This is a genomic window from Actinoplanes sp. NPDC051411 (assembly GCF_040682075.1).
In the GTDB taxonomy this organism is placed as follows: Bacteria; Actinomycetota; Actinomycetes; order Mycobacteriales; family Micromonosporaceae; genus Actinoplanes.
In genome coordinates, this window is record NZ_JBFBAD010000069.1 from 1 (window position 1) to 23,428 (window position 23,428).

General features: G+C 70.4%; 19 protein-coding genes and 1 pseudogene. 8 read left to right on the top strand and 12 right to left on the bottom strand.

Going from position 1 to position 23,428, the window contains the following annotated elements; translation table 11 throughout:
- The 9 genes and pseudogenes from AB0M88_RS32240 to AB0M88_RS32280 form a co-directional block, all read right to left on the bottom strand.
- Window positions 1-389, bottom strand: a pseudogene (locus tag AB0M88_RS32240) (hypothetical protein); the annotation flags it as partial.
- Complete coding sequence (locus AB0M88_RS32245) at window positions 368-1,543, bottom strand: lipase family protein (RefSeq protein WP_364109015.1); 1,176 nt, start codon at window positions 1,541-1,543, stop codon at window positions 368-370. The pseudogene AB0M88_RS32240 and the gene AB0M88_RS32245, both read right to left, overlap by 22 nt.
- On the bottom strand, window positions 1,528-1,851 hold the full coding sequence (locus tag AB0M88_RS32250) for a hypothetical protein (RefSeq protein WP_364109017.1): 324 nt from the start codon (window positions 1,849-1,851) through the stop codon (window positions 1,528-1,530). Before AB0M88_RS32250 ends, AB0M88_RS32245 begins: the two co-directional genes overlap by 16 nt.
- Window positions 1,852-2,190: 339 nt before the next feature.
- Complete coding sequence (locus tag AB0M88_RS32255; RefSeq protein ID WP_364109019.1) at window positions 2,191-4,533, bottom strand: polysaccharide lyase 8 family protein; 2,343 nt, start codon at window positions 4,531-4,533, stop codon at window positions 2,191-2,193.
- Between the two features lie 7 nt (window positions 4,534-4,540).
- Complete coding sequence (locus AB0M88_RS32260) at window positions 4,541-5,365, bottom strand: carbohydrate ABC transporter permease (RefSeq protein ID WP_364109021.1); 825 nt, start codon at window positions 5,363-5,365, stop codon at window positions 4,541-4,543.
- On the bottom strand, window positions 5,355-6,248 hold the full coding sequence (locus AB0M88_RS32265) for a sugar ABC transporter permease (RefSeq protein ID WP_364109023.1): 894 nt from the start codon (window positions 6,246-6,248) through the stop codon (window positions 5,355-5,357). The genes AB0M88_RS32260 and AB0M88_RS32265 overlap by 11 nt, the downstream gene beginning before the upstream one ends.
- Window positions 6,245-7,468 (bottom strand): sugar ABC transporter substrate-binding protein, encoded by a 1,224-nt coding sequence (locus AB0M88_RS32270; protein ID WP_364109025.1) that lies wholly within the window; start codon window positions 7,466-7,468, stop codon window positions 6,245-6,247. The genes AB0M88_RS32265 and AB0M88_RS32270 overlap by 4 nt, the downstream gene beginning before the upstream one ends.
- A gap of 12 nt (window positions 7,469-7,480) precedes the next feature.
- On the bottom strand, window positions 7,481-9,082 hold the full coding sequence (locus AB0M88_RS32275; RefSeq protein ID WP_364109027.1) for an FAD-dependent oxidoreductase: 1,602 nt from the start codon (window positions 9,080-9,082) through the stop codon (window positions 7,481-7,483).
- The gene (locus AB0M88_RS32280; RefSeq protein WP_364109029.1) at window positions 9,075-10,106 is read right to left on the bottom strand and encodes a LacI family DNA-binding transcriptional regulator; all 1,032 of its coding nucleotides are present in this window, start codon (window positions 10,104-10,106) and stop codon (window positions 9,075-9,077) included. The genes AB0M88_RS32275 and AB0M88_RS32280 overlap by 8 nt, the downstream gene beginning before the upstream one ends.
- Before the next feature lie 126 nt (window positions 10,107-10,232).
- On the opposite strand from AB0M88_RS32280, the gene AB0M88_RS32285 reads away from it, so the two are divergent.
- Window positions 10,233-11,153: an alpha/beta hydrolase fold domain-containing protein gene (locus AB0M88_RS32285; protein WP_364109031.1), complete on the top strand. Its 921-nt coding sequence runs from the start codon at window positions 10,233-10,235 to the stop codon at window positions 11,151-11,153.
- A 46-nt stretch (window positions 11,154-11,199) separates the two neighbouring features.
- Here AB0M88_RS32285 and AB0M88_RS32290 read toward each other — a convergent pair whose 3' ends face one another.
- The 3 genes from AB0M88_RS32290 to AB0M88_RS32300 all read right to left on the bottom strand — a co-directional run bounded on the left by AB0M88_RS32290 (window position 11,200) and on the right by AB0M88_RS32300 (window position 14,801).
- Complete coding sequence (locus AB0M88_RS32290) at window positions 11,200-11,937, bottom strand: TetR-like C-terminal domain-containing protein (protein ID WP_364109033.1); 738 nt, start codon at window positions 11,935-11,937, stop codon at window positions 11,200-11,202.
- 357 nt (window positions 11,938-12,294) lie between these two features.
- A complete protein-coding gene (locus AB0M88_RS32295; RefSeq protein WP_364109035.1) occupies window positions 12,295-13,734 on the bottom strand; it encodes an aldehyde dehydrogenase family protein in 1,440 nt (479 codons plus the stop codon).
- Window positions 13,731-14,801 carry an SDR family oxidoreductase gene (locus AB0M88_RS32300; protein ID WP_364109037.1) on the bottom strand — a complete coding sequence of 357 codons (1,071 nt, stop codon included), beginning with the start codon at window positions 14,799-14,801 and terminating at the stop codon, window positions 13,731-13,733. Before AB0M88_RS32300 ends, AB0M88_RS32295 begins: the two co-directional genes overlap by 4 nt.
- Before the next feature lie 132 nt (window positions 14,802-14,933).
- Between AB0M88_RS32300 and AB0M88_RS32305 the strand changes: the two genes are divergently transcribed.
- The 7 genes from AB0M88_RS32305 to AB0M88_RS32335 all read left to right on the top strand — a co-directional run bounded on the left by AB0M88_RS32305 (window position 14,934) and on the right by AB0M88_RS32335 (window position 23,415).
- The gene (locus AB0M88_RS32305; RefSeq protein WP_364109039.1) at window positions 14,934-15,632 is read left to right on the top strand and encodes a helix-turn-helix domain-containing protein; all 699 of its coding nucleotides are present in this window, start codon (window positions 14,934-14,936) and stop codon (window positions 15,630-15,632) included.
- Window positions 15,633-15,706: 74 nt separating this feature from the next.
- Window positions 15,707-16,687 (top strand): zinc-binding dehydrogenase, encoded by a 981-nt coding sequence (locus AB0M88_RS32310; protein WP_364109041.1) that lies wholly within the window; start codon window positions 15,707-15,709, stop codon window positions 16,685-16,687.
- Between the two features lie 14 nt (window positions 16,688-16,701).
- The gene (locus AB0M88_RS32315; RefSeq protein ID WP_364109043.1) at window positions 16,702-17,751 is read left to right on the top strand and encodes an alcohol dehydrogenase catalytic domain-containing protein; all 1,050 of its coding nucleotides are present in this window, start codon (window positions 16,702-16,704) and stop codon (window positions 17,749-17,751) included.
- The gene (locus AB0M88_RS32320; RefSeq protein WP_364109045.1) at window positions 17,744-18,601 is read left to right on the top strand and encodes an NAD(P)-dependent oxidoreductase; all 858 of its coding nucleotides are present in this window, start codon (window positions 17,744-17,746) and stop codon (window positions 18,599-18,601) included. The genes AB0M88_RS32315 and AB0M88_RS32320 overlap by 8 nt, the downstream gene beginning before the upstream one ends.
- Window positions 18,602-18,699: 98 nt before the next feature.
- Entirely contained in the window at window positions 18,700-19,701 is a 1,002-nt protein-coding gene (locus AB0M88_RS32325) for an ABC transporter permease (RefSeq protein WP_364109047.1), read from the top strand.
- A 78-nt stretch (window positions 19,702-19,779) separates the two neighbouring features.
- Window positions 19,780-20,892 (top strand): substrate-binding domain-containing protein, encoded by a 1,113-nt coding sequence (locus AB0M88_RS32330; RefSeq protein WP_364109049.1) that lies wholly within the window; start codon window positions 19,780-19,782, stop codon window positions 20,890-20,892.
- A gap of 30 nt (window positions 20,893-20,922) precedes the next feature.
- On the top strand, window positions 20,923-23,415 hold the full coding sequence (locus AB0M88_RS32335; RefSeq protein ID WP_364109051.1) for an ATP-binding cassette domain-containing protein: 2,493 nt from the start codon (window positions 20,923-20,925) through the stop codon (window positions 23,413-23,415).
- Window positions 23,416-23,428 lie beyond the last annotated feature (13 nt).

The following is a 23,428-nucleotide window of genomic DNA, read 5'->3' on the forward strand; positions in this document are numbered from 1 at the left end:
GCCCCGACCGTACCCCCGAGAAGCCGGCGTCCCAGCTCGCCGGTGAGGGCCGCCGCGCCGGCCATCGCCAGGATCGACGGCAGGCGAAGACTCAGCACTGAGTCGCCGAACAGTGCGGTCCATCCGTGCATGGCCAGGTAGTACGGGCTGAACACGGCATCGATGTGGTGGGCCAGATTCCAGATCTGCGGGACCGAACGGCGGGCGGCGTCGGCGGTCGCGATCTCGTCCCAGCTCAGCACCGAGCGGGTGCTGCCGATCAGCCCCAGGACGAGCATCAGGAGGCCGGGGCCGGCGACGGGTAGCCATCGTCGCGATGCCGCCGGCCACGGGACGCCGGCCGGCCGAACCCGGGCCGGAGCCGCGTTCACTTCCTGCGAGATTGGCATCGTCGAGGGACGGTAGGAGGGGTGGCCTGAAACCGTGCTGAATTGACAACTGTATCGGCTGCTACGCCGCCCGGCTCCGCCCACCGGTCCGCCGTCGGCTGATCTTCAGGCGGGACACGCCGATCGTGCGGGGACACCGTTGAATCGGTCGGCGAGGGTTCAGTGCCGCGGGAGTCGTGAAGGAAGAGGTCCGCCGCGGTCACGCCGGTCAACCGGTCGACGAGTTGTGGGTTGCAGATCTGTTCGTTGAGGGAGGCGGCGGCAACTCCGCGGTCGGTGAGGATCGTTGAAAGGAGTGCGGTGGGATGTGCGGCGCTGTAGCCCGCCGCGGCCGCGAGGAGGTAGGCGGCCCCGAAATCGAGGCGGGTCACGCCGGCGGTCAGCGCGGTCATGTTCGTCGGCGGCGACGCGGCGGCGACTCCCAGCACGGTCAGTTCGGGGGCGTAGGACCTGGCTATCTGCGCCGCTTGCAGGACGGCCTGGCCGCCCTGGGAATGCCCGAAGGCGATGAATGCGGTGCCGATGCCGGCGCCGGACAGCCGGTGGGCCGCGCGCATCCCGTCGAGTACGGACCGGGCTTCGCTGGCGCCTACGAGATAGGGGTGTGGGCCGGGCGTGCCCAGTCCTTCGTAGTCGGTGGCGACGATGGCGTAGCCGGCGGCCAGCAATGCACGTCCGTCTTCGACGCCGTCGACCGGCCGCAGGTCGGTGGACGGAGCACAAGAGTCACTGGATCCGGTGGTGCCGTGGGCCCAGGCGATCACGTGGCGGCCGGTGGGCGGCGGCGGGCTCGCCGGCGTCGCGACGAACCCGGAGACGGCGATGTCGGTGCCGGCCAGGTTGCGGGAATGGTAGAGGATCCGCCAGCCTCGCGTGCCGGATGGCATGTCGGGGATCGGCTGACTGCGTATCAGTGTTCCAGCCGGTGCGGCCGGGAGCGGAACCGGTGGTCGGTAGAACAATCCCGCCGGGCGAGGGTGCGCCACCGCTTCGCCGGCGTCGGGATCGGTGCCGCCATGGTGCAGCAGAACGCGAGCGGCGGCTGCCACGGTGAGCAGAACTACGCCGACGAGTACGACGATGAGCACTCGACGATGCCGCCGACGCGGAGCTGGGGAGGGCATGACAGCAGGCTCGATCACGGCGCGCACCATTTCTGGTCGATGGGAAGGCGGCTGTTGTCGTGAATCAGGGCCTGGGCGACGACGGCCGTACCGGTCATCGAGGCCGAGTCTCCGCCCGGAGTGAGCGTCGCGAGAAGACATCGGGCGGCGACGGCGTTGAGCGGCAGATGGTGACGGTGTCGCCGTGGGCGACGAACGGAGCCGCGCATCGCCGGGATGCCGGACGGCGCCCCGGCGGCGGAGAGAATCTCGTCGGCGTCGATGCCGATGGCGGCCAGCGCATCGCGGTCCACCGCCCATCTGCCCACCCCGACCAACTGCTCGATCAGCCTCCACATCGGACGAGGTGCGAGGCTGGAAGCGCGCAGGGTTTCCCCGGTGGGGTCCAGCCCGGCGGATGTCGCGAACAGCAGGTGTTCCGCGCCAGCTCCAGCCACGGGCGCGGGCGTTGCTGATCTGATGTGGTTCCAGTCTCTCGGTGAGCGCACGGAGAGCCGCGACCGCGCTCAGGCCGATCGCTGGATCGGTATGTGCCGCCTGCCGCGGAAGGTCGACGGCTTCAGTCATGCTGTCAACATATGCTGACGTCTTGAGCCGTGTCAACAAATGCTGACGGTGGGGTTCGGCTGAGTCCCCCCGGTTTGTTGGCTCCATCGAGGCGAGGAAGTGGGTTTCGGTTAAAGGCTGAGTCGTGCGACGAAGCTTCGGCCGGCCGCGTTGTCCACATCGACGGAGAGCTTCACGGCCGGGCTGGTCGCCAGCACCGTGACGCCGGTGTCGGCCGAGATCGTCCCGGTCGCCGCACCGTCGATGGTGACGGTGACCGGGCCGCTGAGTCGCTGCGCCGGGTCGCTCACGGAGATGGCGAGCTCGCCGCCGGACCGGCTCGTGACGATCGAGACGGGCTGATCCACGCTGATCCCGGCGGTCTTCGGCGCGGTGCCGCTCCAGAAATTGGCCATCGTCATGCCGTCGCTACCGCGCTTCACCGCCTGCACGGCGGTCGAGTTCGCTACCACGGAGATGTCAGTCGAGGCCGCCGTCGCCGCGGTCGCGGCCTGGGCGGCTCCCGGCAGTTGAATATAGGAATAGCTCGCGCCGGTTGGGTTGATGCCGTGGTCGTACCAGAGTGTGATGAACCGGCGGGTGTAGGACGCCGTGTCGTCGTACACGCCGCGGTGGTCCATGTCGGTCCACTTCCCGGTGCGGTCGGCGCGGGTCGCCTTCAGTGTGGTGCCGGCCGGGAACACGTACCCGCAGGAATTCGGAATCCGGACCCAGCGTGGGGTCAGCATGGTCGGTGTGCTGCCGGGTTGGGTGAGGGCCGCGGTGCCGTCGACGATCGGGACGGTGGCGCCGTTCGGGCCGATGTTGCGTTGCTCGACGATCGTCTCGATGGTGTTGCCGTCCGTGCTCGTGATGCCGGCGCCGAGGCAGACGATCGCGTCGGCGATGCAGAACCAGGACTTCTTCGCGGTGAGCGTCTGCACGGCGAAGGAGAGCCCCATGCCGAGGGCGGCGTTCCCGTCGAGCAGGGCGCCGCCGGTCCAGGTGTTCGTCGAGCCGCGGCCGGCGCCGAGCGCGAGCGTCCTGGTGTCGACGGTCGTCCCCGGGATGCGGTACTTGTCGGCGGTCGGCCAGTACTCGTTGGTCCAGTGCCCGGGCTGAGCCGGCAGGTACATGTAGACCGCGCCCTCGCCGGTGTACCAGCCTTTGAGGTTCTCGTTGTTGGCACTCTCGTAGGGCTTGATCGTGGTGCTGTCCATCGCCACCGCGTAGGCGAATCCGGGGCGGCGGTGTACGGCACGCGCAACGGAGGTCGCAACGACGGTCTGGGTCGACTCCCCGGCCGTCGCGATGGACGAGTCGGCCACCACCGCACGCCCCAGCACGATCGACGCGAGCCGTATCTGCTCGATAGGAGCGGAGTCGTAGGCAAAAAACGTGTCGGCCGCGATCCACCCCTTGCACTGCGCTCGCACCGTGAGCGCTTGAGCCGCGGGGAGCACGGCGGCGAGTTGCAGAAGTGTCGCGACGGTGAGGCGTCCCTGCCGGTGATCGCTCTCGTAGAACCGTGAGAGGCCTCGTCCCCGGACCGTGTCCATCATCGCGCCCCGGAAGATCCACGGACGGTAGTTCTTCTGGGTCCAGTCGTAGATCTCGGAGACCCGCGATGAGGTGAACGCCCACGGCGTCCCGCGCGTGGCGAGCATCGCGTAGGTCAGGTACTGCAGCAGCGAGATGCCGTAGCCGCCGGTGTACGGGAAGTACTCGTGCTGGATGAAGCCGCCGTCGGTGTAGAAGCCGTCGCCGCTCCCGGCGTACGGGAAGACGTCGGCGATCGCGTTCTTGGCGTTCGCGATGATCGTCGCGTCGGCGCTCAGCGCCCCGCGGACGATCGCGATCGCGCACGCCCAGTTGCGGTTGGCGCCGGTGGACGTGCTGCCGCCGGTGACGGTGGGATCCGGTGCGTAGTGCGCGATCGCGGCCATCGCCGTGGCCACTCTCGTGCCGCCGATCTGATCGTGGAGGGCCACGCAGACGTCGTTGAGCGCGAGCGGGATGCCGATCTGCCAGTCCCACCAGTTGTCGTAGGAGTGCACCGAGGGCCCGTACTTCTGGGCGAGGAACCAGTCGAGGGCCGACGCCAGGTCGTTCTTCAGATCCGCGTTCCCGGCCAGCGACGACCCGGCGGAGCGGTAGGCCAGCGCGAGCGTGCGGAGGCGTCCGATGTTGTTGCGCTGCACCGCCGAGACCGTGCTGCTGTCGAGGTCGGACCACAGGTAGGTGCGGCCGCTCGAGGTGTCCATGCTCGACCAGAGTTCCTGGGCCACCGCCGCCGAGTCGGCGACATAGGCCGCGACTACCGGGTCGCTGAGGTCGTAGCTGCCGATCAGGGTGTCGAACCACTGCAGGCGTACGGTGTCGAAATCGCTGGCGGCCTGCGCGGGCCCGGTCGCGAGGAGCGCGCCGGCGGGAACCGCGAGGCCGCTGAGGAGCAGGGATCGGCGAGAGATCATCGGGCGGTCAGCCTTTCAGTCCGGTGTGGGCGAGACCTTCGATGAACTGGCGCTGGGCCAGGACGAAGACGATCAGGACCGGGATCGCGGTCAGCGAGGCCGCGGAGAGCTGGACGTTCCAGAGCGGCCCCTGGTACGCGTCGGTGAACTGGGTCAGGGCCTGGGGGAGGGTGAACTTGTCTTGCGAGGACAGGTAGACGACCGGCTCCAGGTACAGATTCCAGCTGGTGAGGAAGGTGAAGATGGCGACCGCCGCGAGGGCCGGCCGGGCCAGCGGCAGCGCGATCCGGCCGAAGATCCCGGGCCGGCCGAGGCCGTCCATGCGGCCCGCCTCCTCGAGTTCGACCGGCAGCGTGATGAAGAACTGCCGCATGATGAAGGTCGCGAGCACGCTCGGCGCCCCGAAGATCGGGACGAGGATGAGCGGCCAGTGCGTGTCGATCAGGCCGAGGCGGTTGAACATCCGGAACAGCGGGACGATCGTCACCTCGCTCGGGATGAGCAGTCCGGTGAGGACGACCACGAACAGCACGTTCTGGCCGCGGAACCGGATGCGGGCGAAGGCGTAGCCGGCCATCGCGGCGACCAGCAGGGTGCCGGCGGTCACCACCAGGGCGATGTACGCGCTGTTGAAGTACTGCCGGGCGAAGGGCTGCAGCGTGAACACGTCGTGGAAGGCCGCGAGCGACGGGTGGCGCGGCCAGATCGACGCGGAGAAGATCTCACTGTTCGGCTTCAGCGCGCTCGTGATCATCCACCACGTCGGGAAGACGAAGGGGACGCAGAGCACGCTCAGGATTCCGTACACGAGAACTTTCGTCCTATTGCTCATGGAAGACCCACCTCCGGCGCAGTTGCCACTGCAGGACGGTCAGGGCCAGCACGATGACGAAGAGCAGCACGCTGAGCGTCGCGCCGTACCCGAAGGCATGGAATTGGAAGGCCTGCTGGTAGAGGTAGTAGACGAGCACGGTGGTCGAGGTGCCGGGGCCGCCCTCGGTGAGCACCGCGACCTGCGCGAAGACCTGGAGCGAGCCGACCACGGTGATGATCGCGGTGAGCAGCAGCGTCGGGCTGATCAGTGGCAGGGTGATGCGCCGGAAGGTGGTCCAGGCCGGGGAGCCGTCGGTGCGCGCCGCGTCGTACAGGTCCTTCGGTACGCCCTGCAGGGCGGCGAGGAAAAGCACCATGTTGAGCCCGACGTTCTTGAAGACCTGGACCACGACGACGGCGGCCATGGCCGTGCCGCCGGAGCGCAGCCAGTTGGGCCCGTCGATGCCCACCGCGTGCAGCAGGGAGTTGACCCCGCCGTTGTCCTGCAGCATGAACCGCCAGACGATCGTCCACGCCACCAGCGAGACCACGACCGGTGAGAAGAACAGCACCCGGAAGACCGTCGTGCCGCGCAGCCGCTGGTTGAGCAGTACGGCCAGCAGCAGCGCCAGGGACAGGTTGAGCAGCACCAGCCCGGCCGAGAAGATCAGGCTGGCCCGCAGCACGGCGGGGAGCTTCGGATCGTGGGCCAGCGCCCGGTAGTTGTCCGCGCCGGTGAACGTGAAGGTGTCGGCCAGCACGTTCCACTCGTGCAGGCTGTACCAGACTACGAGGACCAGCGGGACGAGGACGAACACCACCGTCCCGGCCAGCTGCGGGGCGATGAACAGCCACCCCGTCAGCTGGTCGCGACGGCGGGTCGTCCAGTACCGACGGTTCATTTCGCCAGCAGGGGCTGGATCGCGGTGCAGACGCCGGTGAGCACGGTCTTGACGTCGGCGTCCGGCTTCCACATCGGGTCGAGGGCCGAGCGGACCGCCTGGTTGATCTCGGCGCTGTCCTTGTGGCTGGGCTTGACCACGCCGGTCGAGATTCCGTCGATCACCACGTCGTTGAGCTGCTGGGGTTTGAGCAGCGGGTTGCTCTTGCCCAGGGTCTCGGCGTTGAGCTGCGGCTGCCGCGGTGGCGGGAAGTAGGCGGCGAGCTTGGCCGAGTTCGCGTCGTCGGTGAAGAACTTGAGGAAGTCCTTGGCCGCGTCGGCGTGCTTGCCCTTCTTGAGGACCCCGATGCCGGCCTGGCCGATCACCGCGTAGTCACCCTTCGGGCCGGCCGGCAGCGGAACCAGCGTCCACTTGAAGTTGGCGTCGGTCAGCAGCGAGGCGCGCGAGATCTGGGTGATGGTCATCGCGGCGTCGCCGGCGAAGAAGTCGGCCGATACGCCGGGGCCGGGCATCGCCTTCTGCTCGAAGATCGCCTTGTGGATGAAGGTCATCGCGTCGATCATCGGTTGCTGGTCGAAGCCGCAGGTCTTGCCGTCGGACGACCAGGCCTGGGCGCCCCACGCGTCGAAGATCGGCGCGAGGTTGGTCCAGTCCTTGTAGTCGAAGTCGCGGGGCACCAGGCCCTGTTTGCCGCCCGCGGTGGCCTGCGCGGCCGCGGCGATCGCGCTGTCCCAGGTCCATTTGCCGCCGGCCGGCAGGTTCTTGACCAGGTCGGTGTTGACGAAGACGCCGAACGGCGAGGTGGAGAACGGGTACGCGAGCAGTTTGCCGTCCTGCTGCCACAGCGCGGTCGTCGACGCGACGAGCTCGGACTTGTTCTCGATCGCGTCGTCCAGCGGCACGAGCGCCCCCGAGGAGACGAAGTCGGGCGCCGCGCCCTCGAGGATCCAGGCCAGGTCGGGGATGTTGCCGCCGGCGATCTGAGTGGTGACCGCGGTGGTGTAGTTGTCGACCGGCAGCGCGTCGAACTTGACCGTCACGTCCGGGTGCGACGTGTGGTATTCGGCGGCGATGTCGTTGAACAGCTTGACGTGGGCCTCGTTGCTGGTCCACGTCGTCATGCGCAGGGTGATCGGACCGTCGGCGGCGCCTTCGTTGCTGCCGCAGGCGACGAGGGTGCCGAGGAGAAGGACAGCGGAGGCGGTAGCGAAGATTTTCATGGGCGGGGGTCCTCAGTATCCGGAAATGTCGGGCCAGCGAAGCTCGACGCCATCGGCGGCGAGGCGGTTCTGGAAGTCAGCCAGCAGGGCCGGGCTGTTGCGCACCGCGCGTGGGCTCGTCCCGCGGCCGAGGCAGAAGTCGGCGAGCGCGCCGGCGACCTCGCCGATGTTCCACTCGACCGGGTGCAGGCGGTGCGAGCCGTTGGTGATGTGGGTGGTGCCGATGTTCTTCCCCGCCGGCAGGAGGTTCTCCATGCGCTGCGGGATCAGGGCGCCGAGCGGGATCTCGAACGGGCAGGAGCCGATGTCGATGTAGTTGTCCCCGCCGGTCGACGGGTGCAGGTCGATCCGGTACATGCCGACGCCGATCGAGTCGGCGTGCGACACCGCGCCCTTGTCGCCGCGAACAGCCAGCGACAGGTCCTGCTCGACGACGGTGTACTCGGCGCGGATGCGCCGGGACTCGCGGATGTACGGCGCCATGGCCAGGCCGTCGGCGCCGCCGGTCACGTCGCCGCGCGGACGCAGGCCCTTCCAGCCGGTGCCGCCGTCGGGCCGCGGCGCCTCGGTCTGCAGCCAGTACAGAACCGAGAAGGAGAGCTCGCGGGCGGCCTTCTCGACCGCGGCCGGGTCCGCGGCCCCGATCAGCGGTGTCTCGAAGTAGTCGATCGTCGGCCAGTTCACCAGGCAGATGTCGCTGGCATACGCGCCCGCGGTGAAGTTGCGCCGGGCGGCGATGCGCCGGAACGTCCACAGGTTGCCGTCGCCGGGGTTGTACCGCTGGTCGGCCTCGACCCGCCACGGCTCGTCGTCCGGGTTCGGCGTGAACGTCCGGGTGGAGATCTCCAGCGTCCGGGGGTTGGGCGTCTGCCAGGACAGCAGCGGTCCGCCCCAGAACGGCGGCCGGTAGTCGCGCCACTCGGCGTACCGGGCCGGCCGGTCGATGGTGTGATCACCGTCGACGTGGTCGACCGCGAAGCAGACCGAGAAGGCCTGCATGTTGGCCGGCTCGGCGACCGGGGGAGCGCTCGGTTCGCCGGTCTGCTCGCGGGACTCGAAGCCGGTCACGAACTCGGTGCCGGTCAGCGGCAGCAGCTCACCGGTCTCGGTCGCGTCCAGCACGAACGGCGCCGAGAGCGTCACCAGCTCGCCGTCCGCACGGCGTACGGTCACGGCCCTGACCCGATCGCCGTCGGTGTCCGCACCCACCGGCACACAGCCGGTCAAAACCCTGAGAAGACCGTTACTCCGGTACGGCGCGAGCAGCGCGTCGATCACCGCGACGGCGACCCGCGGTTCGTGACAGAGCCGGCTGACGTGGCCGCCGCCCGGGTTGAGGTAGCGCATCCTCCGAGCCGGCTCGGCCAGCGGATAGTGCTCGCGGTAGTAGTCGCGGATTCCGTCGCGCAACGCGCGGTAGCTGGCCGTCACGCCGAACTGCTCGACCCAGCTGTGCTCGTCCGGCGGCACGGCCTGGCTGGTGAGCTGGCCGCCGAGCCAGGCGTACTCCTCGGTCAGCAGCACCGACCGCCCGGCCCGCAGGGCCGCGAGGGCCGCCGCGACACCGCCGAGGCCGCCGCCGACGACCAGGACATCCGCTCGCAGCTCAGTCACGAGTGGCCGCCAGCGTCGTACCCTCGACGGGCTCGCAGGTCAGCAGCCGTTGTGTCACGGTGGGAACTCCTTCCAGGAGAGCGGACAAGACCTCGACGGCCTGCACACCCATCTCCCGGCGGGGGATGCGGAAGCCCGTCATGGCGAGGTCGGTGGTGGCGGGCCGGGTCGGATCGCCCAGCGCCACCAGCGAAAGGTCGTCGGGGACGCGCAGACCGCGGACCGCCGCGCGCTCGGCGAGCGCCACGCCGTCGGCGAACTCCTCGACGAAGACGCACGTACGCCGCTCGCCGAGGAGCTGGTCGAGCACCTCGTCCGGATCCCGGCCGTCGATCGGCAGGTGCCGGCCGTCGATCCGGGCCTCGGCGACCGCCGAGGTGAAGCCCCGCATGCGGTCGGCCTGCGACTCCGGGCCGCTGCCGGTCCCGACGTACGCGATCCGGCGATGTCCCAGCCCGGCCGCCCGCCGCACCAGCTCGGCGGTGGCCCCCGGATAGTCGGCGCCGACGTACGGAACCGGCCCGCCGGCGTCGTCGCGGCGGCCGACGCTGACGAACGGCAGCCCGTCGTCCATCAGCCGGGCCAGGTCGGCCGGGTCGAGCCACTGGCCGAGCAGGACGCAGCCGTCGGCCAGGCGCAGCCGGTTGCTCTCGTGGAACATCCGCCGCCGCCCGTCCACCACCGGTGCGCTGGTGACCAGCAGAAGGTCGCAGCCGATGCGCTCGGCGCACTCCTCGATGCCGACCAGGAACGGGTGGTAGAAGTTGCCCAGCTCGGCCGGGAACACCGGCTCGTAGGTGAACACGCCGATGATGCGGTTGTGCTGGGCGGCCAGTCGCCGGGCGATCGGGTCGGCGACGTACCCGGTCGTACGGATCGCGTCGAGGACTCGCTCCCGGGTCTCCGGGGCGATCCGGACGTCGGCGTCACTGCGGCCGTTGAGCACGAGCGAGACGGTCGCCTGGCTGACGCCGGTCATCCGGGCGATGTCCTGCTGAGTCACACGCCGGCGGGCGGCGGGCATCGTGGCCTCCAAGTTGCCTGGCTAATACGCATTAGTTGCGCCGGGATGTCATCCTTCGCGCCGCGAAGACCCTCCGTCAAGCGTTTACCGTTGACTAATAGGTATTAGCAGTTCTTCAATGTGAACATGCTCTTTTCCGGGCCCGTCCCGGCCACCCGGCCGCCGTTCGATCCCGAACTCGCCGGCGAGCTGCCGGGCATCCGGGCCGTACGCCCGCCGGTCGTCGACGACGCCGCGATCCCGCTGCTGCGCGCCGGCCTCCCCGGAACGGCCCTGACCAGCGACGATCCGCGGTTCACGGTCGAACAGAGCGGCCGGCTGCTGATCTTCCGGCCGCCGGAGCCCGCCGGCCTGCTCTACTTCATCCACGGCGGCGGCTTCGTCGCCGGAGACCACCGCCTCGGACTGGCCGACCCACTGGACTGGGCCGCCGAACTGTCACTCGTCCTGGTGTCGGTCGACTACCGGCTCGCGCCCGAGCACCGCCACCCCGTCCCGGTGGAGGACTGCTACGCGGGCCTGGTCGCGGCCGCCGCGCTCGAACCGGCACCACCGCGCATCGTGCTCGCCGGCGTCAGCGCGGGTGGCGGACTGGCCGCCGCGGTTGCCCTGCTGGCCCGCGACCGGGGCGGACCGCGGCTCGCCGGTCAGCTGCTCATCGGCCCGATGCTCGACGAACGCAACGATTCGCGGTCGGCGCGCCAGATGGACGGCGCGGGAGTGTGGGACCGCACCGCCAACGAGACGGGCTGGCGCAGCCTGCTCGGGCCGGACCGGCGCACCGGGCCGGTCTCTCCCTACGCCTCACCGGCGCACGCCACCGACCTGAGCGGCCTGCCGCCGGCGTACATCGACGTCGGCTCAGCCGAGACCTTCCGCGACGAAGACGTCGCCTACGCCGGAGCCATCTGGGCCGCCGGCGGCGAGGCGGAGTTACACGTCTGGCCCGGCGGCTACCACGGATTCGACACGCTCGTGCCCGGCGCGCGCATCTCGCGATCGGCCAAGGCAGCCCGGATCGACTGGCTCCGACGCCTGCTCACCTGAGAAGGTAGCCGCAACCCCGCACCGCGATGAACCGGTGATTGACCGGTCAGCGGACCAGCGTGCCGGCGAAGCCGTCGATGAGGCGGTGGAAGGTGATGTCGACGGACTGGGGCATGCCGAACCCGCCGGCGGCCTCCAGGGACACGAAGCCGTGCAGCAGGGCGCGCAGGGAGCGGATCGTGTGTATCAGGTCGTCGCCGGTGAGCTGGTAGTCGGCCAGGGCCGAGCTGAGCATCTCGATGGCGGCCGCTCCGACGGCGACGTGCTCGGCGTCGTCGGGGTCGGGTGCTCGTACGCTCGCGGCGGCGCGGCCGGGGTGGGCGGTGGCGTACGCGCGGTAGGCGTCGGCGATGGCGGTCAGCGCGTCGTGGCCCGAGCGGCCGACCGCGGCGGCGCCCATGACCGCGGTGAGCTCTCGCACGCCGAGGACTGCGAGGTCGCGGCGCAGGCCGTCGAGATTGGCGACGTGTTTGTACATGCCGGACAGGGCGATCGTCGCCGCCAGCGCCCAGCCGGTCCACCGTAGCCACCGCGGCAGGACGCCGGCCCCGGTCACAGCGGCGACGGCCAAGCCGGCGAGCGCGAACATCTTCACGCCGTCGAGGCGGTTCACCGCGCCGACCAGACCGGTTGCCGCGGTGGCGGTGGTGGAGAACACGGCCGCGACTCCCAGCGCGCACTCGGCCAGCCTGATCAGGCCGGCGAGGACGCCGAACACCCCTGCGAGGCGGTGGGCTCGCCGGGCCAGGGCGATTGCCACGACGGCGAGCAGGATCGAGGTCACCCTTTCGGTGATGACGTACGAGCCGCGACTCGGGATCAGGTCTCGGCCGTCTCGCCCACGCGCAGCGGCAGGACCAGCTAGTGGCGGCCCAGACCAGTACGGCCGGGGCGGCAATCGAGGTGGCCTCGCCGCGGAGTTCGTGCCCGGCGATCCCGAAGCTGCGCCAGATCTCGGTGACCGCACGGCGGTGTCGCATTCCGGGTCGCCATGCACGACCAGTACGACAACGCCGCGCGGCTGATCGCCGGGCACGGTCGCATCGTTGGCGATCCTCCCCAACCCGGGCTACACCGGCCGACGGGGTTGGAACCGCCAGACGGTCGATCACCACGAGAGGGACGCCGGCGACAATCCGGATCAGGCGGCCGGGAGCACGATGAGGCGTTCCTCGGTCATTTCGCGGACGGACCAGGCGGGGCCCTCGCGGGTGTTGCCCGAGTCGCGCACGCCGCCGTACGGCTGCTGGTCGGCTCGCCACGTCGGGACGTCGTTGATGATGATGCCGCCGAAGTCGAGGCCGCGGGCGGCGCGGAGCGCGGTGTCGAGGCGGGCGGTGAAAATGCCCGCCTGCAGGCCGTAGCGGGTGTCGTTGGCCAGGCGCAGTGCCTCGTCGAGGGTGTCGTAGGGCGTGACCGCCACGACCGGGCCGAAGACCTCCTCGGTGCACACCCGCATGTCGGGTCGGGCGCCGGCCACGAGGGTGGGGCTGAGCACCCCGTCCGTACGGATGTCGCCGCCGGCGGCGATCGTCGCACCGCGCCCCCGCGCGTCGTCGAGGAGGCCGGCCACCCGGTCGCGCTCGGCGACCGAGATGAGCGCGGACACGTCGGTCGTTTCGTCGAGTGGATCGCCCACGACGAGCGTGCCGATCGCCGCCGCCAGCGCCTCGGTCACCTCGCCGGCGAGCGACGAGTGCACCAGCAGGCGCTGGGTCGAGATGCAGGACTGGCCGGCGTGGCTGAACCCGGCGATCCTCACCTTCTCGACCGCCGTCGCCCAGTCGCCGTCCGGTTCGAGGATCAGCGGCGCGTTGTTGCCGAGCTCGAGCCCGACTCGTTTGCGGGGCGCCCGGGCCCGGATGCCCCAGCCCACCTCGGGGGAGCCGGTGAAGGTGATCAGCGCGACCTCGTCGTGGTCGACCAGGGCGTTGCCCACGACGCTGCCGGAGCCGGTGACCACGTGCAGGTAGCCCGGGGGCAGGCCGCAGTCGTCGATCAGCATGCGGGCGAGCAGGATCGAGGAGAACGGTGTCTGGCCGGCCGGTTTGAGGACGACCGGGCAGCCGGCCGCGATGGCCGGGCCGACCTTGTGCACGACCAGGTTGAGCGGGAAGTTGAACGGCGCGATGGCTCCGACGACACCGACCGGAACGCGCAGGGTGAACCCGATCCGCCCGGCACCGGCGGCCGACGCGTCGAGCGGGACGACGTCGCCGGTCAGCTGCCGGGCCACCGCGGCGCTGAACTGGAGCGTGGACACGGCCCGCTCGACCTCGGACCGCGCGGTGCGGATCGGTTTGGCGGCCTCGCGGGCGATGGTGACCGCGAACTGCTCGGACCGCCGGGTGAGTTCCGCGGCCGCCCGGTCGAGAATGTCGGCGCGGCGCCACTGCGGCAGCGGCTCGGTTTCCAGGGCCTTTCTCGCCGCGCGCACCGCCCGGTCGACGTCGCCGGCTGTCAGCGCCGGGACGCGGCCCAGTTCGGCCTGGTCGTACGGCGCGCGGACGATCGTCGACTCGGTGCCGGTGCTCAGGTCGCCGGCCAGGGGTACCGGTGTGACGGCGTCGGTGGTGATCACGAGACCTCCGGGATGACGTGCTGCGCCCGCAGCGTGTCGAACAGGTCGAGGAACGAGCGGGTCGAGTCCTGGAAGTCGAGGAAGCCGAGGGCGCGGCTCTTCGACATGTCGGCGAACGCCTCCACCGGGCGGCCGAGGTCGGCGTCGGTGTGCCACCAGGAGGCGAGGTCGGTCGCCCGGTAGGGCGCGAGCGCGTATTTGTCGCTCAGCGCCGCCCAGGTCTCGTCGGCGTGGGCCAGCCGCCCTTCGAGCGGGTCGGGCTGCCCGGAGTAGGGCGCCGCTTCGATCCCGAACGCCTCGGCCAGCCGCGGCCACATCTGCCGCCACCGGAAGACGTCGCCGTTGGTGGTGTTGAACGCCTGATTTCGCGCGGCGGGCTCGGTGGCCGACCAGACCGCGTGCCGGCCGAGCAGCCGCGCGTCGGTGATGTCGGTGATCCCGTTCCACTGCTGGGGGCTGCCCGGGAAGATGAACTGCTCGCCCCGGGCCCGGCAGATGCTGCCGTAGACCGCGAGGGTGACGCCCATGTTCATGGCGTTGCCCAGCGCGTACCCGATCATGGTGTGCGGGCGGTGGACCGACCAGGTGAAACCCTGCTCGGCCGCCGCGGTGAACAGGATGTCCTCCTGCTCGTAGTAGAAGTTCTGGAACGGCAGACGCGGCTGGATCTCGCGGAACGGCGTGTCAGCCGGTGCCTCGGCGTACGCCTCGAACGGGCCGAGGTAGTGCTTGAGCCCGGTGATCAGCACGGCGTGCCGGAGCGCGGCGGTGCGGGCCAGCGCGTTCAGCGTATTGGTCAGCATCGCGCCGTTGACCGTGCAGTTCTCCGCCTCGGTGGCTTGGCGCGACCACGTGCTGAAGAACAGGTGCGTGATGCCGCGGCCGATGGTCGCCGCTTCGACCGAGGCCTGGTCGTGGACGTCGGCGTAGACGTGCTCCACGCCCGGTATCTCGTAGCGCGGGGCGCGGGAGAGCCCGACGACCCGCCAGCCGTCGGCGAGGAGGGTCTGCGCGATGTTGTGGCCGGCGATGCCGGTGACGCCGACGACCAGTGCGGTGCGGTCCATGGCGCTCGATGATGACCGACACTGGACGCGCCGTCAACTGATGCTTTACGGTTCAGCGGACGCAGGCGTTCCCCGGATGGGCAGCGCGATGACGGCGTCTCATAATGATGGGGACGCAATCGAGGGGATCCCGTGACCGAGCTCAGTTCGTCTGCCACCAAACCGCTGGTCGCGCTGGGTTCCCGGCTCAAACGGGTCCGCGAGCGATCCGGCCGCTCCCTGCGTGAAGTGGCACGTGAGCTGGGTGTTTCCGCGTCGTTCCTCTCGCAGATGGAACGGGGTAAGTCGCAGCCGTCGGTGGCCACGCTCTATTCGCTGTCGCAGCTGCTCAACGTCTCGATCGACGAGCTGTTCGCCGAGGAGGAGACCGCCCCGGCCGAGGAGGCGCCGATCGTCCCGGCCGAGCCGAAGGTGGTGGTCAAGCCGGTCAACCGCTCCGACCTGGGCTCGCTCGTCGACGCCTGGCCGCACCAGCCGCCGCCCAGTCTGCCCATGCTCTCGGTGACCCGTCCCGGCGAGCGGCACGTCCTCGAGATGGACAGCGGCGTGATCTGGGAGCGGCTCGTCGACAACACCGGCACCGGCCTCGACTTTCTCCTGATCACCTACCCTCCGCACGCCAGCTCGACCAACGACCAGCGCATGCTCCGGCACTCCGGTTTCGAGTACGGGTGGCTGCTGGAGGGCGAGCTGGAGGTGACGGTCGGATTCGAGGTCTTCACCCTGCGTGCCGGCGAGGCGGTCGGGTTCGACTCCGCGGTGCCCCATCTGCTGGCCAACCGCACCGACGACGTCGTTCGCGGCATCTGGTGCGTCCGGCACGCCTACTAAACTCATGGTTGACACTTGCTCGCGTGGCCGTTCAGTATCGGTGAACACATGGCATCCCGAGCACTGGAGCAACCATGAAGGCACTTCAGTTTGTCGGTGACGATCGGGCGGCGGTCGGCGAGCTGGACGTCCCGGAGATCGCCGAGGACGAGGTTCTGCTGGCCAGCCGCCGGGTCGGCATCTGCCACAGCGACATCGAGCTTCTCGCCGGCCGCTACATCATCCCGTTCAGCTTCCCGGTCATCCCCGGTCACGAGTGGTCGGCCGAGGTGGTCCGCACCGGCCGGGCCGTCAAGAGCCTCGGCGGCGGCGCCCGGGTCGTCGGCGAGTGCGTGATCGGCGCCGACCACTTCGGCTTCAGCATCAGCGGCGCGGCGGCCGAGTTCTTCGTCGCCAAACAGAGCTGGCTCCACGAGCTGCCCGACACCCTCTCCTGGACGCAGGGCGCGCTGGTCGAGCCGTTCAGTTGCGGCTATTACGCCACGATCCGGGCCGACGATCTCGACGCGAGCGACACCGTACTGGTGCTCGGAGCCGGGCCGATCGGCCTGGGGATCGTGGCCGCGGCGGTCGGTAAGGGCGCCCGCGTGCTGGTCGCCGAGCCCAGCGAGGCCCGCGCCCGGGTGGCGCTGGCCCTCGGCGCCGAGGCGACGCTCGACCCGGCCGCGCCCGGCTTCCTCGACGAGGTGGCGGCGCGGACCGGCGGCGCCGGAGCCTCGGTCGTGTTCGAGGCCAGCGGGCGGCCCGAGGCGATGGCCGTGGCTCTGGAGGCGGCCGCGTTCCGGGCCCGGCTGGTCTACGTCGGCATCGACGTCGGCTCCTCGGCGCCGGCCAAGCTCGGGCTCCTGCAGTCCAAGGAACTGCAGGCGCGCGGCATCATCGGCTCGCCCGGGGTCTGGCCGCGCACGCTGCGGTTCCTGGCCCGCAGTGGCGTCGACCTGTCGCCGCTGGTCACCGCGACCTATCCGCTGGCCGAGGCGGAAGACGCGGTCACCGCCGTGCTGACCGACAAATCCCAGATCAAGGTCCACCTGACGTCGTCCGCGACGCTCTAGAGGCGAGGTTCACCGTGCGAGCTGCCGTCCTGCACGCCCCCGGCGACATGCGGATCGAGGAGCACGACGAACCGGCCGCCGGGCCGGGCACGGTCGTGGTCAAGGTCGCGTACAACGGGTTGTGCGGCACCGATGTCACCGAATACACCAAGGGCCCGATGATGGTCCCGCTGACCACCCGCCATCCGGGCAGCGGTCACCTCGGCCCGACCATCCTCGGCCACGAGTTCGTCGGCGAGGTGGTCGAGGCCGGGCCGGGCGCCGAGTACTGGCGGGGACGCCTGGTCGCCAGCGGCGCCGGGGTCTCCTGCGGCACCTGCCGGCGATGCGTGCAGGGCCGCACCAATCTCTGCGAGCGTTACTACACGCTCGGCCTGAGCACCCACGGCGCGCTGGCCGACTACGTCGCCGTGCCCGCCTCGACTCTGCGCGAGATCCCCGAGGGGTGCGCCGGCGTCGATGCCGCGCTGGCTCAGCCGCTCGCGGTCGGCCTGCACGCGGTCGACCGGTCCGGCGTCCGGCCGGGCGACACGGTCGTGCTGCTCGGCGCCGGCGCGATCGGCTCGTTCATCCTGGCCGGGCTGGCCGGCCACGACGGCCGGGTGATCGCGGTCGACGTCGACGCCGGCCGCCTGGCGGCGGCCGAGCGCCTGGGTGCTTCGGAGACCGTGCTGGTCACGGTCGATGACCCGGAAGATCCCGTACGCCACCTGGTGCCCACAGGCGCCGACGTCGTGATCGAGAGCTCTGGCGCGCCCGGGGCCGCCCAGCGGTCGGCCCACCTGGTCGCCATGGGCGGCACCGTCCTGCTGGTCGGGCTGGTCAAGGCACCCCAGAGCCTGGCCCTCGCCGACCTCGTCCTGCGCGAGGTGACCGTACGCACGACGGTCGCGCACGTCTGTGACACCGATCTGCCCCGGGCCCTCGAGTTGCTGCGCGACCGGCCGCTCGCCGACGAACTGGTCGGCCGGGTCGTGCCGCTCGACCGGGTGGTGACCGACGCGCTGGAGCCGCTGGCCGCCGGCGCGGTGCCGGGCAAGGTGCTGGTGAGCGCCCGTGGCTGAGGTCGCCGTTCTCGGCGCGGGCCGCATGGGCGCGGCGATGGCCCGCCGCCTGGCCAAGGCCGGTCACACGGTCACGGCCTGGAACCGCACGCCCCGGCGCGCCTGGCCCCTGGCCGGCGCCGGCATCACCGTGACCAGCGACGCGGCCGGCGCCGTCCGGGGCCGCGACCTGGTGATCTCCATGCTGGCCGACGGCGCCGCCGCGCGTGCAGTGCTACTGGACAGTTCAGTGCGGTCGGCGCTGTCGCCGGGCACCATCATCTGCGACATGTCGACCAGCGGCGTGGAGACCGCCCGCGAGTTGGCGGAGGCCATCGGCGACACGTTCGTCGACGCGCCGGTCTCGGGCAGCGTGCCCGCGGTCGAGGCCGGCACACTGCTGGTCATGGCGGCCGGCGCCGACGCGGCGATCGAGACCGCCCGGGCGATCCTCAGCGCGGTCGCCGACCGGATCGTCGTGGTGGGCGCGCCGGGCGCGGGGCAGGCCATGAAGCTGGCCGTCAACCTGGTGCTGCACGACCTCAACGCGGCCCTCTCCGAGGCCTTGGTGCTGGTGGAGGGGGCCGGGCTGGAGCGCGACCGGGCCTACGACGTGCTCGGCCAGAGCGTCGTCGGCGCGCCCTACGTGAAATACAAACGGGCCGCCTTCCTCGACGAGAACGCGCCGGTGGCGATGAGCCTCGGCCTGGTGGCCAAGGACCTCGGCCTGATCTGCGATCTCGCGGCGGCCGTGGGGAGTCCCGTGCCGGTCACCGGCGCCGTGTTGAGCCGTGTGCGGCAGGCGTGTGCAGCGGGGCTGGACGCGGCCGACATGGCGGCGCTGAGCCGCTTCCGGGCACCCCAGTCCTGACCTGCGTTCCAGCCGTATTTCATCGGCGTCAACCTATTGTGAACACCGGGCCCGCTTTGTAAAGTGAGGCGCAACACGCGGCGGATCTAGGAGATCACATGACCAGTCCTATCGGTGCTCCGGCGGCCGCCCGCCGCACCGTCTCCCGTGGCCTGATCACCGTCCTCATCGCACTCGTCGCGCTGGCCGTGCTGGGCTGGGCGACCGCCCGCAGCAGCATGAGCCACGGCGCACTGCTCGGCATGCTCCCGTTCGCCTCCGTGCTGGCCATCGCCGCGCTCGGGCAGACGCTGGTGGTGATGCAGGGCGGCATCGACCTCTCGATCGCCGGCACGGTCTCGCTGACGGTCGTGATCATCACCCACGAGGCCTACGGCGACAACGCCAAGGTGCTGCCGGCCGCGGCCCTCGCGCTGGCCGCGGCGCTCGCGGCCGGGGTGCTCAACGGCATCCTGATCGGACGCTTCCGGCTCAACGCGATCGTGGCCACCCTCGGCACCAACGCGCTGCTCTACGCGGGCGTCCTCGGCGTCTCCGGTGGCACCCCCCGCCAGACGACCGACCTGATGGCCAAGGTGGCCGGTGGCTCGCTCCTGGGCATTCCCAATGCGGTCTACTTCGCGGTCGTGGCCACCGTGGTCACGACCGTCCTGATCAAGAAGACGGTGGCCGGCCGGCGCTTCGAGGCGGTGGGGGCCAACCCGCTCGCCGCCTGGGCGGCCGGGCTCAAGGTCGATCGCTTCGGTGGCGGCGCCTACGTCGGCGCCACTCTGCTCTACTGGCTGGCCGGCTTCCTGCTGGCCGGCATCATCAACAAGCCGACGGCGTTCGAGGGCGACAACTACGTCCTGGCGTCGGTGGCGGCCGTCGTGCTCGGCGGCACCTCCCTGCTCGGCGGCCGCGGCAGCCTCGTGGCGAGCGCGCTGGCCGGGCTTTTCCTCACTCAAATTCAGCAATACGTGCTTGCGCTCGGCGAGACGTACGCCGTGCAGACCCTGGTGCAGGCGGCGGCTCTCGCTATCGGCGTCGCGCTCTACACGATCAACTGGAAGCGCCTGCGGTCACGGCAGCGGACCCGCGCGGTCCCCGCCTCGGCCTAGCAAATCATCCTCGCCGAGCTTCCTCGGCGCCCTGATCTGAATTCCCCGCAACGTCGTCTGCAAGGAGGACGCTTCGCCATGTCCAGATTCCCCTCGGGACTGCGGCTCGCCGCCGTCGCCGGTGCCCTGATCCTGCTGGCCACCGGGTGCAGCAACGCCAACTCCAACAAGGCCTCGGCCGACAGCGGCGGAGCCCCGCTGGCCGGAGCGCCCCCGTGGTGCGGAACCAAGAAGATCAGCCTCGGCCTCACCGACGGCTTCGGCGGCAACAGCTGGCGCCTGGTCACCACCGCCTCGGCCAAGGCCGAGGTCGCCAAGTGCAAGAGCGTGACCAGCTTCAGCTACGCCGACGGCCAGGGCAACGTGCAGAAGGCCATCTCCGACATCCAGGGCATGGTCGCCAAGGGCGTCGACGCGCTGGTGGTCTTCCCCGACGCCGGCAACGCGGTGCTCCCGGCGCTGCGCAGCGCCTACAAGACCGGCGCGGTCACCGTGCCCTACCGGGTCGACCCGGGCGGCAAGGCCGGCACCGACTACACCCAGTGGATCGGCGCCGACTTCGCCAACGACGGCAAGAACTGGGCCGACTGGATCGTCAAGAACCTGCCGAACGGCGGCAACGTGCTGTTCCTGTCCGGGCCGGCCGGCAACAGCCAGGGCCTGACCGAGCTCAAGGCGATGCACGAGGTGCTCGACTCGAGCGGGAAATACAAGTTCATCGGCCAGCAGCCGTTCGAGGTGACGAACTGGGACCCGTCGCTGAGCCAGCAGGTGCTCTCGGCCGACATCGCGAAATACCCGAAGATCGACGTCATCGTCTCCGACTTCGGCCCGTCGCTGGTCGGTGCGCTGCCCGAGTTCGAGAAGAGCCACCGGTCGATCCCGGCGCTGGTCACCTCGGACGGCAACGTCCTCTCCTGCTTCTGGGAGGACCACAAGGCGAAGAACCCCGACTTCAAGCTGTTCACGGTGGCGACCGGCAACGACAACGCCCGTCTGGCCGTCGACTGGGCGGTCGCCAAGGCGACCGGAGGCACCCCACCGGCCGACACGACCTTCAAGGCGCCGCCGTTCGAGGACTCGGTCTCCGGCCAGCCGCACCCGGTCACCTGTAATCGCGATCTGCCCGGCGACGCCTACCTCTCGGCCGAACTGCCCGGCCCCGACCAGGCCGCCCTGTTCAAGAAGTAGCCGATCCCCGCGTCAGGAGAAGGAGCGACGGTGAACGAGCAGACCACGGTGGCGGTGGTGCCGACGACGATGGCGCTCACCGGAATCAGCAAGAACTACGACGGTGTGGCCGCGCTGACCGGTGTCGACCTGACCATCCGATCCGGTGAGGTGCACGCGTTGCTCGGCGAGAACGGCGCCGGCAAGTCCACCCTCATGGGTGTGGCCTCCGGCGCCGTGGTGCCGGACGCCGGCTCGATCACCGTCGGCGACGGCACGTTTGACAGCCTCACTCCGGCGCAGGGCCGCCAGTTGGGGATCGCGATCGTCCACCAGCACCCGGCGGTGATGCCGGACATGACGGTGGGGGAGAACATCCGAGTCGCCGTCCCGGCCGGGGTACTGCGCCGCGACGGCGATCCCGAGGCCACGATGCGGGCGATGCTGGCCGACGTCGGCTGTGCGGTCCATCTGGAGGATCGGGTCGAGTCGCTCAGCATCGCGCAGAAGCATCTGCTCGAGCTGGCCAAGGCACTCGTGCTCGACCCGGCATTGCTGATCCTCGACGAACCGACCGCGCCGCTCGGACCGGAATCCGTTGACCTGCTGTTCGACCGGGTCCGGGCGGCCGCCTCCGGTGGCACCGCGGTCGTCTACATCACCCATCGTCTCGCCGAGGTGCGGGCGCTGGCCGACCGCGTGACCGTGCTGCGCGACGGCACGGTCCGCGGCGGCGCCGAGACCGCCGACATCACCGACGACGAACTCCTGGCGATGATCGTCGGCCGCAAGCTGGAGTCGACCTTCCCCGCGAAGTGGGAGGCAGGCTCCGACGACCCGGTGCTGGTGGTCGAGGGGCTGTCGGGAAAGGGCTTCCATGATGTCTCGTTCACCGCCCGGCGCGGAGAGATCATCGGCATCTCCGGGATCGTCGGCAACGGGCAGGGCGCCTTGCTGCGCGCGCTGTCCGGGCTCGAGGCGTTCACCGGGACGGTCCGGATCGGCCCCGACGCGTACGGCTCGAAGCGGTTGCGAAACCGCTGCGGCTACCTTCCGGCCGACCGGCATCGCGAGGGTTTGATGATGTCGCTGTCGGTGCGGGAGAACGCGGCGCTGTCGGCGTTGCGGCGCTTCACCCGCGGGCCGCTGCTCAACGCGCGGGCCGAGGCCGACGCCGTGGCGGCCCAGCTGAGCTCGCTGGCGGTCAAGACGCCGTCCCAGCAGACCATGATCTCCGCGCTCTCGGGCGGCAACCAGCAGAAGGTCGTGCTGGCCCGGGCCCTGCTCTCGGCACCGGCGATCCTGGTCGCCGACGAGCCGACCCAGGGCGTCGACGTGGGCGCCCGATCGGAGATCTACCGGATCCTGCGCGAGATCGCGGCCGAGGGCGTGCCGGTGGTGATCGCCTCGTCGGACGCCAAGGAGCTCGAAGGACTCTGTGACCGGGTCGTCGTGATGTCGCGCGGCGCGGTGGTACAGACGGCCGAGGGTGACGCGATCACCGAGGAGGCGCTGATCCACGCGGCCGTCCGGGCGACCGGTCACCGCCACGAGGAGGCGAGGGCCCGGGCCGGCTCGACGCCGCGGCGGCGGTTCCTGCTCGGCGACTACGCACCGGTCATCATTCTGGCGCTGGTCATGCTCGGTCTCGGTGCGTACGTCTACAGCACCAACGACCGCTATCTGTCCGATTTCAACATCACGTCGGTGATGACCTCGTGTGCCGCGCTCGGCTTCATCGCCCTCGGGCAGACGATCGCGTTACTGGTCGGCGGCATCGACCTGTCGGTCGGGCCGCTGGCCGGGTTCATGGTCGTGGTCGGGTCGTTCTTCCTCAACGACGGCAAGTCGGTGCCGGCGATGATCCTCGGCCTGGTGCTGATGCTGCTGACCGGCGCCGGCACCGGCGCGGTCAACGGCACGCTGATCAGATACGCCAAGTTCACCCCGGTCGCGGCCACGCTCGCCACCTACATCGCGTTGCAGGGCCTCAGCTTCCTGCTCCGGAGTTCGCCCGGCGGCAACATCGGGACCGGGATCACCGGTGTCGTCACCGAACAGATCGGCCCGGTGCCCCTGAGCTTCGTCGTCCTGGTCGCGGTGGCGATAGTTCTCGAGATCGGGCTGCGGCGCAGCCGGGTCGGGCTGCGGGTGCGGGCGGTCGGGTCGAACGAGGAATCGGCCCGGCAGGTGGCGGTCAAGGTGACGCCGACGACGATCGGGGCATACATCGCCTGTTCGGTGCTGGTGTTCCTGGGCGCGATGGTGCTGCTGGCCCAGCTCGGCATCGGCGACCCGTCGCAGGGCGTCAGCTACACGCTGAGCAGCATCACCGCGGTCATCCTGGGCGGCACCAGCCTGCTCGGCGGACGCGGCACGTTCATCGGCACGCTGCTCGGTGCCGGCCTGATCGTGCAGGTGCTCAACGCCACGGTGTTCCTCGATCTGAGCCAGACCTGGCAGTACTTCTTCCAGGGCGCGCTGGTCGTGGTGGCGGCCGTCGTCTACAGCCGCGTTCGCGGCGCCGGTCGATCGACTCTCTAAGGCTCGGCTCTCT